The organism is Achromobacter sp. 46006, from assembly GCF_059761975.1.
Genome location: NZ_JCBANN010000098.1, coordinates 1 through 12355, shown reverse-complemented (window position 1 = coordinate 12355; position 12355 = coordinate 1). Strand labels below are relative to the sequence as shown.

At 63.7% G+C, this 12355-nt stretch carries 12 protein-coding genes and 1 tRNA gene; 10 read left to right on the top strand and 3 right to left on the bottom strand.

The window, feature by feature from the left end; genetic code table 11:
• Positions 1 to 40: 40 nt before the first annotated feature.
• Positions 41 to 1474, bottom strand: a complete 1434-nt coding sequence (locus AC6LKG_RS25610; RefSeq protein ID WP_498169621.1) for an aldehyde dehydrogenase family protein — start codon at positions 1472 to 1474, stop codon at positions 41 to 43.
• Between the two features lie 338 nt (positions 1475 to 1812).
• Between AC6LKG_RS25610 and AC6LKG_RS25605 the strand changes: the two genes are divergently transcribed.
• Positions 1813 to 2616, top strand: coding sequence for a FadR/GntR family transcriptional regulator (locus tag AC6LKG_RS25605; protein WP_498169619.1), 804 nt, complete (start codon positions 1813 to 1815; stop codon positions 2614 to 2616).
• Positions 2617 to 2729: 113 nt separating this feature from the next.
• Positions 2730 to 3506 (top strand): 3-oxoacyl-ACP reductase, encoded by a 777-nt coding sequence (locus AC6LKG_RS25600; protein WP_498169617.1) that lies wholly within the window; start codon positions 2730 to 2732, stop codon positions 3504 to 3506.
• Between the two features lie 28 nt (positions 3507 to 3534).
• Here AC6LKG_RS25600 and AC6LKG_RS25595 read toward each other — a convergent pair whose 3' ends face one another.
• Complete coding sequence (locus AC6LKG_RS25595) at positions 3535 to 6876, bottom strand: DEAD/DEAH box helicase (RefSeq protein ID WP_498169614.1); 3342 nt, start codon at positions 6874 to 6876, stop codon at positions 3535 to 3537.
• 426 nt (positions 6877 to 7302) lie between these two features.
• Here AC6LKG_RS25595 and AC6LKG_RS25590 point away from each other — a divergent pair, with 426 nt between their 5' ends.
• The 8 genes from AC6LKG_RS25590 to repC all read left to right on the top strand — a co-directional run bounded on the left by AC6LKG_RS25590 (position 7303) and on the right by repC (position 12270).
• Positions 7303 to 7617 carry a type II toxin-antitoxin system RelE/ParE family toxin gene (locus tag AC6LKG_RS25590; protein WP_498169612.1) on the top strand — a complete coding sequence of 105 codons (315 nt, stop codon included), beginning with the start codon at positions 7303 to 7305 and terminating at the stop codon, positions 7615 to 7617.
• Positions 7614 to 7925, top strand: a complete 312-nt coding sequence (locus AC6LKG_RS25585) for an addiction module antidote protein (protein WP_498169610.1) — start codon at positions 7614 to 7616, stop codon at positions 7923 to 7925. The genes AC6LKG_RS25590 and AC6LKG_RS25585 overlap by 4 nt, the downstream gene beginning before the upstream one ends.
• Before the next feature lie 94 nt (positions 7926 to 8019).
• Complete coding sequence (locus AC6LKG_RS25580; protein ID WP_498169607.1) at positions 8020 to 8955, top strand: hypothetical protein; 936 nt, start codon at positions 8020 to 8022, stop codon at positions 8953 to 8955.
• 124 nt (positions 8956 to 9079) lie between these two features.
• Positions 9080 to 9862, top strand: coding sequence for an exodeoxyribonuclease III (gene xth / locus AC6LKG_RS25575; protein WP_498169604.1), 783 nt, complete (start codon positions 9080 to 9082; stop codon positions 9860 to 9862).
• 71 nt (positions 9863 to 9933) lie between these two features.
• Positions 9934 to 10009: transfer RNA gene (locus AC6LKG_RS25570), tRNA-Ala, on the top strand.
• A gap of 580 nt (positions 10010 to 10589) precedes the next feature.
• The gene (locus tag AC6LKG_RS25565; protein WP_498169601.1) at positions 10590 to 10892 is read left to right on the top strand and encodes a DNA-binding protein; all 303 of its coding nucleotides are present in this window, start codon (positions 10590 to 10592) and stop codon (positions 10890 to 10892) included.
• A gap of 3 nt (positions 10893 to 10895) precedes the next feature.
• Positions 10896 to 11762, top strand: coding sequence for a helicase RepA family protein (locus tag AC6LKG_RS25560; RefSeq protein WP_498169599.1), 867 nt, complete (start codon positions 10896 to 10898; stop codon positions 11760 to 11762).
• On the top strand, positions 11752 to 12270 hold the full coding sequence (gene repC / locus AC6LKG_RS25555; RefSeq protein ID WP_498169596.1) for a replication protein C, IncQ-type: 519 nt from the start codon (positions 11752 to 11754) through the stop codon (positions 12268 to 12270). Before AC6LKG_RS25560 ends, repC begins: the two co-directional genes overlap by 11 nt.
• Here the strand turns inward: repC and AC6LKG_RS25550 are convergent.
• On the bottom strand, positions 12259 to 12355 hold a 97-nt coding region (locus AC6LKG_RS25550; RefSeq protein WP_156525642.1), incomplete at its 5' end, for an integrase core domain-containing protein. The genes repC and AC6LKG_RS25550 overlap by 12 nt on opposite strands.

Genomic DNA, 12355 nt, shown 5'->3' with positions numbered 1-12355 from the left:
GCCCGCCCCTGTCGGGGCGGCGCGCCCGGCCGCCGCCGGATCAGTGGCGGATGGCGATGGTCTTCAGGGTGGTGAAGCCGTACAGCGCCTCGAAGCCCTTTTCACGGCCGTAGCCCGACTGGCGCGAACCGCCGAACGGCAGTTCCACGCCGCCGCCGGCGCCGTAGTTGTTGACGAACACCTGGCCGGCGCGCAGCTTGCGCGCCAGGCGCAGCTGGCGGCCGCCATCGCGGGTCCAGACGCCGGCCACCAGGCCATAGAGCGTGCCGTTGGCGATTTCCAGCGCCTCTTCCTCGGTGTCGAACACCATGGCGGCCAGCACCGGGCCGAACACTTCTTCCTGCGCCAGGCGGCTCTTGGGCGGCACGTCGCGGAACAGCACCGGCGGCTGGTAGAAGCCGGCATCGGGCGCGCCGTCCTTGAGCTTGCCGCGCGCGGCAACCTTCAGGCCCTCGGCTTCGGCCTCGGCCAGGAACGCGCGCACGCGATCGTGCTGGCGGGCGCTGATCAGCGGGCCAACGTCCAGGTCCTGCGCGGCCGGGCCGGTGACGGTGGCCGAGAACGCCTCGCCCAGGCGCGCCAGCACTTGCTCGTAGACGCCGCGCTGGATCAGCACGCGGCTGCCGGCCGAGCAGGTCTGGCCGGCATTCTGGATGATGGCGGCCAGCAGCACCGGCATGGCGGCGTCCAGGTCGGCGTCGTCGAACACGATCTGCGGCGACTTGCCGCCCAGCTCCAGCGTCACCGGCACGTGGTTCTCGGCGGCGGCGTGCGCCACCATCTTGCCGGTCTGCGGCGAGCCGGTGAACGAGATGTGGTCGATGCCCGGGTGCGCCGACAATGCGGCGCCGGCCTCGTGGCCATAGCCAGTGCAGATGTTCAGCGCGCCGGCGGGCAGGCCCACCTCGGCGGCGATCTCGGCCAGCTTGAGCAGCGACAGGCAGGCGTCCTCGGCCGGCTTGACCACGCAGGCGTTGCCCGCGGCCAGCGCGGCGCCGACGCTGCGGCCGAAGATCTGGAGCGGATAGTTCCACGGCACGATGTGGCCGGTGACGCCATGCGCCTCGCGCACGGTCAGCACGGTGAAGCCGGGGGTGTAGGGAATGGTCTCGCCATGCAGCTTGTCGACCGCGCCGGCGTAGAACTCGAAATAGCGCGCCACGGCGGCGGCATCGGCGCGCGCCTGCTTGATCGGCTTGCCGGTGTCGGCCGATTCCAGCTGCGCCAGTTCCTCCTGGCGCTCCAGCAGCGCGAAGGCGATGCGCATCAGCAGGCGGCTGCGGGCGGCCGGGGCCATCTGGCCCCACTCGCCCTCGAAGGCCGCGCGCGCGGCGGCCACGGCGCGGTCCACGTCCGCCTCGCCCGAACGCGCGATGGCTTCGAACACCTTGCCATCGGACGGGTTCAGGACGGGGATGGTCTCGCCGCTGGCGGCGGGCACCCATTGGTTGGCGATAAAGTTCTTCTGAGTCACGGTGTGCGGGGTAAAGTAGCGGCCGGATGGCCGGTTGCGGAACGCGCGCGGATGCAGGGTCTCCCGGCGCGCCAGGGGAAACCGGATCGCGCCGCCCGGGCGTCGATGGCGCGCGGTGTGGTTATGGGATGTAGCGGATTCAGGCAAGGTAAGGGAGGCCCCCATTATTTGTCAATTGGATTGACAGCTTTCGTCCCAAGCTTCAGGATATTTTTCATCCGATTCGGGTTATCCCTAGGATCTGAAAGCCAGCATGGTGTCCTTCCCTCGGCGGGACGCCCGGTTCGATTTGTCATGACAGAAAACAAACCAGGCGTGCGCGCCACAGGAGCAAGGCCATGAGCAAACTGCGCGACCCGCAGTTGGACAAGCTGCTTACCGCGGCCAGCCGGCCGCGGCCGGAACTGGACGTGCTGGCCGAAGTGGCCTCGGGCCTGGGCTACGTGCGCGCCGAACGCTTCGCCGAACGGGTCTACGAAAGCCTGTTCTACGCCATTGCCACGGGCAAGATCGCGCCGGGCGCCAAGCTGCCGACCGAACTGGAACTGGCCGCACTGTTCGAGGTGTCGCGGCCAGTGGTGCGGCAGGCGCTGGATCGGCTGCGCGAGGATCAACTGGTCGAGTCGGTGCGCGGATCGGGCAGCTACGTGCGGTCCAAGCCCGACCTGATGGGCGGCATGCCAGCGGTCGATCCGGCGCGCCGCGTCGGCCACATCCTGGAAGGCCTGGAACTGCGCAGAGTGATCGAACCGGAATGCGCCTACCTGGCCGCCCTGCGCCGTACCGACGACGATCTGCGCGAGATGGACCGCATGCTGGCTGGCTACGAGGCCGCCGATGCCGCCGGCGCCATCGCCCATCACCACGACTACGGCTTTCACCGCGCCATCGCCGCCGCCACCGGCAACCAGCGCTTCGTGCAGGTGCTCAAATCGCTGGAGTACGACGTCAGCCATGCCGTCAACATGATGCGCCACCTGGTCCACAGCGAACCCTGGAAGCGCACCCGCGCCGCGATCGACGAACACCGCCAGATCTACCGCCTGATCCGCGACCAGGACGCCGAAGGCGCGCGCCACATCATGCGCTCCCATATCGAAAAGGCCCGCAGCCGCATGCTCAACAGCGGCTCGGAACATTGAACCGGGGCCGGCATTGCCCTGCCCGCGCGGCGGCCCCGCTGCGGCTCATGCCGCCCGGCCCAGCCGCATTTTTGACTCGACTCACCGCCTGATTTCCCGCCCGATTCGCCAACATGCCTAGCCACCCCCTCCCCCTGGATCAGCAACTCGTCATCGTCAGCGGCGCCAGCCGCGGCCTGGGCGCGGCCATCGCGCGCGCCTTCCTGCGCGAAGGCGCGCGCGTCGTCATCAACTACCTGAACAGCGAAGCCGCGGCGCGAGAGCTGGCCGCCACCGCCCCGGACCGCGCGCTGGCCGTGCGGGCGGACGTGCGCGACGCCGAGGCCGTGGCCGCCATGGTGGCGCGCGCCAGCGAGCATTTCGGCCGGCCGGTCGGCACCGTGGTCAACAACGCCCTGCCCGCCTTCCAATTCGACGGCGACGCCCGCCCCCACGCCGACACGCTCGACTGGGCGCGCATGAACGCGCAACTGGAGGGCAGCGTGCGCGCCGCCCTCAACACCACGCAGGCCGTGCTGCCGTCGATGCGCGCCGCTGGCGGCGGCCGCATCATCAACGTCGGCACCAACCTGGTCCAGAACCCGGTGGTGCCCTATCACGATTACACCGCCGCCAAGGCCGCGCTGCTGGCGTTCACGCGCACGCTGTCGCACGAGTTGGGCGCCGACGGCATCACCGTCAACATGGTGTCCGGCGGCCTGCTGCGCACCACCGACGCCTCGGCCGCCACGCCTGCGGCGGTGTTCGACCTGATCGCCGCCAGCACGCCGCTGCGCGAAGTGACCACGCCGGAACAGTTCGCCGACGCCGTGCTGTTTTTCGCCAGCCCGTGGTCGCGCGCGGTGACGGGGCAGAATTTGATTGTGGATGGCGGGTTGGTGAAGGGGTGATGCGGCAGCGTGGCGTCGACGAATGTCGCTAATGCGAGGGCGCCTCGCTGCCGACACCAAGGCGCTGATCCAGGACGCGGAAATAGGGCCGTTGGCCCCAGGCGGCACGATCGCCGATCACATAGAGCCGGGCCTTGGCCCGGCTGACCGCCACATTGAGCAGGTTGGGGCTTTGCGCAGCCCAATCCTTGGCCCCCGGGCGCTGCGGATTGCCGCCCAGCACCAGGATGACGACTTCGGCCTCCTTGCCCTGGGTCGTATGCACCGTCCCGGTCTTGGCAGGATCGAGCCCAAGCATCCTGGCCATCGCGCGCAGTTGCGTAGCCGCATCCTTGAACGGCGAGATCAGGAAAATGTCCTTGGACGCGACCTGATGCTCAGCCTGTAAGGATCGCAACAGCTTCCTGGCAGCCTCCCCTTCCTCGGGCACCCAGTTGCCCGCACTGGTTTGCACGCGTACGTCGATCCAATGGCAATGCGGCCACGAATGGGTGGACGGCGACTTTCCTTGAACCATCAGCCCGTCATAAGCAATGTCGTTGCTGACGGAGAACATCGGATCGTCGCAACGGCGATGTACACGCAGAGGCGAGCCGACCCAGACTTTCCCGTTTTCCTTGCCCGGCAGCCAGGTGCCCATCGACATGCTCTGATCCGACAGGCACTGCGCCGATGTGAAGCTGGGCCACCAATCCCGAGGTACATCATAGTGCCGAGCCAGTGCGCCCTCGACCGCAGCCGGCATGCCCAGTACGGGTTCAAGCTGGTTGGGATCGCCCACCACGACGGTGCGCGCCGCGCGCCAGATGGCACCGGCGGCCTGTTGAGGCAATGCCTGGCCAGCTTCGTCGATCAAAAGCCAGCCGATCGACTCCCGCCCAAGCGAATGGAACATGCGAGGAATCGAGGCGAAGGTCGTGGAAATCACTGGCACCACGAGCGCGAGGCTACCGAGCGCCACGCGCGCCATGTCTTCGGGCATGCCCTTACCCTGGAGCCAGTTCGAGGCCAAGCCAAGGTTGTCGATGATCTCCTGGGGATGGGACTCGATGAAGGCACGATGCACATCCAATCCGGCCAGAAACAGATCTTGCCGCGCGCGGCGCCAAGCTGGCGTGGACCAGGGCGAAGACAATTCGCGGACGGCGTCATCGACTCTCGATTGCGGCCAGTACACCCCCAAGCGCTGCATTGCCTGCCGGCACGCGTGTCCGGCCTCTTCGAGCCTGTCCAATGCCTGCTGATGAGCGACCTGCTTTTGCCACAAGGCAGTCCGGAGCCTTTCGTCCCCACCAGCCGCCTCGTGGTGAGCAACCTTGGCCTTCTTGCACTCTGCGGCCAGGGCATCGTGATCCGCCCTGGATTGCCTGACCTGGGCATCGATCTGGTTGCGCCGGTTCCACCATTCCCGGTGCGAGCGCCCCCAGGTCGAAAGCCAGATCAGCAATCCTGGCCTGGCCCGATCGTGGCCGGCCAATTCGTCTTGCGCCGCAGCACACTGCTTGAGCGCGCCGGCCATGCGCGCTTGCAGACTATCGATGCGCTCCTGTAGCGTCGGCAGCGCGGCTTGTCGCGTCGCGAGTTCGACCTCGATAGCGTGCGTGCCACGTTCCAGTTCCTCGGCCTGGGCGCGCGCCTTGAGGACGGCCTCCGGAAGTTTCGCACTCGCCTCCAAGACGCTTCGGCATTGACGTTCGGCCTCCTGCGCCTGTTTGAACCGGGCCACGGCCTGTGTCCAACTCATCTCTGGCTTGCGCCCGCCCTCGATGATACGGCTCAGGTGATAGCGTAGCCCTTCCCCACCCTCGGCAAAGGGATTGGCGTCCCACCGAGCCAGAAGCGCCGCTTGCGTGGGATCGTCTTGCGCATCCGGCTGATTTCTCCTGGAATGGACGCCAGGAGGATTTTTCCACCAGAAGCTGTTCATGAACGCGCCACGGTTGGCCTTCGATCCCATGCGCGCGGCTATGAGTCCCCAGGCGGCATTGCCCAGAACGTTGCCGGCCAGGCATTTGTAGTAACCATCCGGATGTGCGCTGCGCTCGACCGCATCGGCAGGGACGGCCTTAACGCCCGGCAGTTCCAGCGAAATGTTCTCCACCGCGCCGTTGTTGGCGGACGCCACAACAATGGCGAACTCGCTCAGGTCAGCATGCAACGGTCGATAGTTGCACCAGAATTCACCCAGTTTCTTTTTCGTCCGCCCGGCAAAGACCTGCCCTCCCAGCCGCGCCAGGTGTGCCGCGCGCGCAGTGACAACCGCCGCCACCACATCGCGTAGCAAGGTGGTCTTGCCCGTGCCCGGGGGACCATTGATGGCAAAAATTCCAGGCTTGGCTTCGAGCTGGCGCCACAGTTCATTGACGGCCAGTTGCTGGCTGAACGCAAGCGGATGATCCGAAGGCCAACTTCCCGCAGGAAAAGCCGCGGGATTCAATGCCGCGAAGGCAGTCGCCACCCCATGCGCCTCGCGCAGATCCACGCGCGCGGGATCCACCCCGGCCACAGCCTGGATATACTCCGCCAGCCCTTTCCCGACATCGCCATTGACCCAGGCACGGCTCAGTGCGTTGAGATCGCCAACAAAGAAACTGTTCAGCAGATCATCTCCCGGCTGGGGATCGGATGCGCCCTGATCGCCCGTCGCTTCGGCTCTCTTGACCTGGACGCATTTGGCGGCGTGGGTCGAGGAGATCATCCCCTCGGGCAACAGACACAGGGCGGCAATGCGCCTGCTCAACGCATCGACCCAGGCACGGGTGGGCGGCGCCTTTTCCTGCCTGGCCGCAGCCGTGGCGTCGACGAGCCACTGCATAAGCCGGCGAACCAGCATATCGAAGCCCGCATAGCCGCTGTTCGGACTCGGTATTTCCGGATTGGCCTCTGGCAAGCCGGTCGTGACAATCCTGCCGCCGTCTTCCAGCACCGCGATACCGTCAGGGTAATGCAGGATCTGCCCCGCCGCCCAACACGCCAGGGACAGGACGAAATTCTGCGGCAGAGGATAGCCGTCTTCGTCGAAAGCCAGATCAAATAGGCGGGCCTGGCCACTGGGACGGCGCTCGTCGAACACATCCTCGTGCGAACCAAGCTTGACTTCCAGCGATGCCGCAAACTGTTCGATATCGTAGAGCCCCGCCTGCAGCGTGTAGCGCCAGGCAAGGCGCGGCGCAATGCGTTTGGCCTGGTGTTTCGGATCGAACCAGGGCAAGGACTCGTCCGCGCGTAATCGGTAGACCGGCTCGGTGAGGTGGGCGGGATTGGCTTTCTCGGCCTTTTGCGGAACGCACGCCTCGACGGCGCGCCAAAACCCTAATATGCACGGTGCTTGAGATATTGCAGGCTGCCGGCCCTGCTGTTGTTCTGCCATTGTTTTGTTCTCTTTCAGGACTGCGGAACTTCCGATCAGGGTCGGATATTGGCGTTGGAGAAATTATACAAATTGATAATAATTTATACGAACGCGATGACTTTCCGGTTCGGATTGAACGCACTTTTGGTTCACACAGATTGCAGAAAGCAGCGGACCATGCGTGAAGCGCTACCCCCCAACGTTCCCCGTGGTTTCGGACACAAGGAAGGGTCGACTCGCCAAGCCCTCCTGCTCCCCCTTGCTAGACTGCTGGCACGACATTAATCGCCCGAAGGTTCAACGCCCCGGCCCGCTCATGCGCCGCGCCTTCGATTGGCATACGACGCATCCGGGCACCACCCGCGAGCATGTTGCATACGTCACGCACCAGCATCACGTCGCCGATCCGCTTGCCGAAAAAGTATCCGATCGAATACACTAATCATGTACCACATAAAGCCGCTGCCAGCGTTCGACGCTTGGTTCGACAGCCTGACAGACCCGGCTACGCGAGCCCGCCTGATCCGCAGGCTTGAAAAGGCCGCGCGGGGTTTGCTGGGCGATGTGAAACCGGTCGGAGAGGGCGTGAGCGAGATGCGCGAGTTCTTTGGCCCTGGCTGGCGCATGTATTACATCGAGCAGGGCGACGTGCTGATCGTCATGCTGGGCGGCGGCACAAAGACCACACAAAGCCGTGACGTCAAGCACGCCAAGGAATTGGCGCGGGCCCTGAGAAACGACGAGGACGACCAATCATGAGCAAGAAGACGATCAAGGTTTCCGAACTGCCCACCTTCGACCCTGCGCGTTACCTGCGCGACGACCAGGACATCGCCGCCTACTTGACGCAGGTGATCGAGGACGGAGACTTCGGCGAGCTTGCCCAGGCGCTGGGGGTTGCCGCGCGCGCTCGCGGCATGACGCAAATTGCCGAGACCGCCGGTATTGGCCGGGAATCCCTATACAAGGCCCTGCGTGCCGGCGCCAGCCCGCGCTTCGACACCATCGCCAAGGTATGCAAGGCACTGGGCGTACGCCTTGTTGTCCTGGCCGAACATCCGGCCTAGGCCCGCATGACGAGCATCGCGACCAAATCGAAAACCCAAGCCGCACCAGAACCAGCCATCCCCCGCGGAGTCGACGGGAGAGGAACTTAAGAACATGTCGATGAAATTTGGCCGTGCCTATTGCGAAGAGCTTGGAGCGCTTTTGTCTCCATATCGAGCACGCGAACTCTACACCGACGAAGAGGGCGAGCACTGTGGCAAGCAGTTTACGTTCGGCTGCGAAGACCCTGACTGTCGAACTCGTTTGACGCCTGTCGGCATCTATATGGTGCGCAAGTCAAAGCGCGCGATGCACTTTCGCACGAAAGAAGACCACAAGGCGGGATGCGCCTTCCTGACACCCGTTGACGGCGGCAAGGTACGAAAGCCGTCCGAACGCGAGGACGACTACAAGCCTACCGACTTCCCCACAGAACTGGATCTGACCCCGCCCAAGCGCAAGGGAAATGGCGGCCCCGGCCCTGCCGAGGGCGCCGACGACGAGGGGGCGGGAGGTGGTAGCGGTCCTGGCCATGGCGGCGCAGGAGACAAACGAAAGACAAATAGTTGTACGCGCTATCTCGACCTTGTGGTGGACTGCTTTCTCTGCGGGGATGAAGGTGGCATGAATGGAAACCTCACCATCGCGGGAAAAACAAAGCCATTCGGTCGATTCTTCAAGAAGGTTCAGTACTTTGGAGACGAAATCGGGCTGATCTACTACGGTCCGATTGACGGCCTCAAGATATACAACGGCAAGGGCGTCGGACTGCGCTTCACCGATTCCGTTTGGGTTGAAAGACGGCCCTATCGGATCTGGGTTCATGTCTCACAAGAAGTCATCGACGACTCCCGGAGAAAGAAGTCGTTCATGACAGAAATGGCAGAACTCAAGAAGGCCGTCGATGCCAAGGAGGAAGTTGTCGCATTCTTTGTCGGCGCCTATCCGGCCAGGACGACCGTCGAAATAAAGGGCGGCGCCACATTCGAGCTGTACAGCGCAGCGCTATCGAGTGTCAATCATCTGTCACTGGCATTCGCCAAGTCGTAGGGGATGGCGTTTACCGTAGCATTGATGTGCAGCGGCTCCAAATCGAGCCGGGCCAGTAGCCGGAAGCCAGGATTTCCTAGAGAATCCCTCCCAATCCCCTGAAACCATAAACTGCATTCTCCCCATGAAATTAGCCACCTGGAACGTCAACTCCCTCAACGTGCGCCTGCCCCAGGTGCTGGACTGGCTGGCCGCCAATCCCGTCGACGTGCTGTGCATCCAGGAACTGAAGCTGACCGACGACAAGTTTCCCGAGGACGCGTTCAAGGAAGCCGGCTACCACGCCGCCTGGGCTGGCCAGAAGACCTACAACGGCGTGGCCATCGTGTCGCGCACCCCGGGCACATCCATGGTGCGCAACCTGCCCACCTACGAGGACCCGCAGCAGCGCGTGCTGGCGCTGACTTTCCCGAGCGCGGACGGCGACGTGCGCGTGGTCTGCGCCTATTGCCCCAATGGCCAATCGGTTGGTTCCGACAAGTATGCCTACAAGCTCGAATGGTTCGCCGCCATGCGCGCCTGGCTGGCCGACGAGATCAAGCAGTACCCGCGGCTGGCGGTGCTGGGCGACTACAACGTCGCGCCGGCCGACGAGGACGTGCACAACCCCGAGAAATGGGAAGGCCAGGTGCTGGTGTCCGAACCCGAGCGCCAGGCGCTGCGCGACCTGGTCGACCTGGGGCTGGCCGATTCCTTCCGGCTGTTCGAACAGCCCGAAAAGTCGTTTTCGTGGTGGGATTACCGCCAGTTCGCGTTCCGCCGCAATGCCGGCCTGCGCATCGACCATATCCTGCTATCGGCGCCGCTGGTCAAGCGCTGCACCGCCTGCGTCATCGACAAGGAACCGCGCCGCAACGAGCAGCCGTCCGACCATGCGCCGGTGGTGGCCACGCTGACATTCGATTAAGCAAAAAAACCCCGCGCGCCGGCTTGCACGGCACGCGGAAATTCCTGTATAGTTGCGCTCTTGCTTGATTTGGGGCGGTAGCTCAGCTGGGAGAGCGTCGCGTTCGCAATGCGAAGGTCGGGAGTTCGATCCTCCTCCGCTCCACCAAAATTCCCAGTCAAAACAAGGCACTACGTTTAGCGATGTAGTGCCTTGTTTTGCATTTCAGGGCAGGTTTTGCCACAACAGGTGTGGCAAAATTGTGGCAACCCACAGCGCTCCACAGCGGGTTTCCGTCACGCACAACGCATGACAACGCACGAAGCTGTTGCTAAGATACCGCTATCGAGAAATTCGGTTTGCCACGCGCTGAAGACGTTGTGAACGGCTCCGAGAAAAAAGCAAAGGATGGATGCGGGTAGCGCCGCTCACACTCCACCAAGCGAGAGCCACGGATTGTTCAGCAGCACCCACCGTAAGCGGATCGGTGGGAACGCCAGAAAGGATGCGCCAAGCATCGCCAGTCGATACCCCCGCCGGTCAGAATGGGGCCGGTTAAACAAAGGTCGGTATCGGCACGGAAAGCGGGCAAGCAACTTGGGGCACAACCCCACCGAGTCTTTTCCGATGCGATGCCGGTCGCAGCGGCTCAGTAGAGCAAGGGCGTGGTCGGCTAGGTCTGGATTCGGGGCCGCGGACTCATTCGAACTTGACCGACATATGTCGGTCGGGATCGGAGACGTTCGCCATGAAACCTCTGCTCACCGTCGAGCAACTGGCTCAGTACATACACAAATCCGTCAACAGCATCCGCAGCGATGCGTGCCGCAACCCGCAATCGTTGCCGCCGATCTGCCGCCTGCCCAACACCAAGCGCCTGCTGTGGCGCATGGAAGACGTGGAAGCATGGCTTGCTGGCCACGTTGCCATCCAGGTCGCGGATACGGCCGCCACACCATCACGCACAACGCGGCATGGCAGGCCCACCAAAGCCGAAACAGTCGCCCGCCAGCGCCAGGCGCAGGCCCAGCCAACATTGGCGCGGGGGTGAGGCATGGAGATCCTCGACTACACGCATATCTTTGAACATGCACCGCGTGCCAGAGACATGATCTGGCCAGGATTTCAGGCTGGCAAAGTCGGCGCCCTGATCGCACCTGGCGGCATCGGAAAAAGCACCTGGGCATTGCAGGCGGCGATGGCCGTTGCGTGCCCTGTTCCTGGTGGCGATCTGCTGAGCCTAGCCCCGAGCAAGACCGGCAAGGTGTTCTACCTGGCGGCAGAAGACGACGCCCTGGAACATCATCACCGTGGCTATGCAATCCGCAAGTACCTACCTGCGGACGCGCGCGCCGCCATCGCTGCAAACTTTGCCTTGTCGCCATGCAGCCGCTTCAACATCATGGCGAACGATGACTTCACCAGCTTGCAGAAATACACGGAAGGCTACCGTCTGATCGTGCTGGATACGCTCAGCCGCATTCACCAGCTCGATGAGAACAGCAACGGCGACATGGGCTTCCTGATCGCCCGCCTGGAACTGCTTGCCAACACCACGGGCGCTGCCGTCCTGTATGTGCATCACACCAGCAAAAGCAGCGCACGCGACGGCTTGCTGGATCAGCAGCAAGCCGCACGCGGTGCATCGGCCCTGATCGACAACGCCCGATGGTGCGGCTATCTGGCACGCATGACCGAAGATCAGGCCAAACGCTTCATTGACCCGCAAAGCAGCCCTGCCGCGATCGGTGCTGATCGACGCGGCACGTTCCTTCGCTTGGGAGTATCCAAGCAGAACAACAACGCTGCACCACTGGCCCAATGGCTGGAACGCCAGGAAGACGGTGTTCTGCGCCCCGTATCGCTCCAACAGGCGGCAAGCAAGGCGCGTGACACCCGGAGGCTTGTCGATGGCTTCTAACCTCACTCACGCCCGCCACGACCCTATGCACTGCCTTGCCCCAGGACTATTCCGCAGCCTGAAACGCGGCGACCGCAAGAAACTCAAGCTGGATGTGACCTATCGCTATGGCGACAACGAATGCGCTCGGTTCATCGGCTTTGAGCCGCTGGGCGCGGACGATATGCGCTTACTCCAGGGCTTAGTCGCCCTGGCTGGCCCCAATGGCGTCATTCTCACGGCTGCGCCGACAGGAGATTTGCCAAAGCAATTGCGGCTGGGCTTGTCGCCCAAGCTTGATGCCAAGGACAGTGATGGCCTGGTGGTGCGACACCACATCACTCGACTAATGGCGGAAATCGGCTGGGATGATAGTGGCAAGAACATCCTCACCGTCAAGGCCAGCCTGGTGCGCATGTCAAACGTGACCGTCATCATCGACAGCGGCCCACGTCGCGCCTCGTTCCACTTGATGAGCCACGCGTTCGATGTAATGACCCAGCAGAACCTGCTCAGTTTAAGCGGCTAATGCAAATGCCTCAGCCGGGGTCTTCATGCCGAGCGCCTGGTGTGGGCGCCGGTGGTTATAAAAGCGTATCCAGTCCCCTACAACG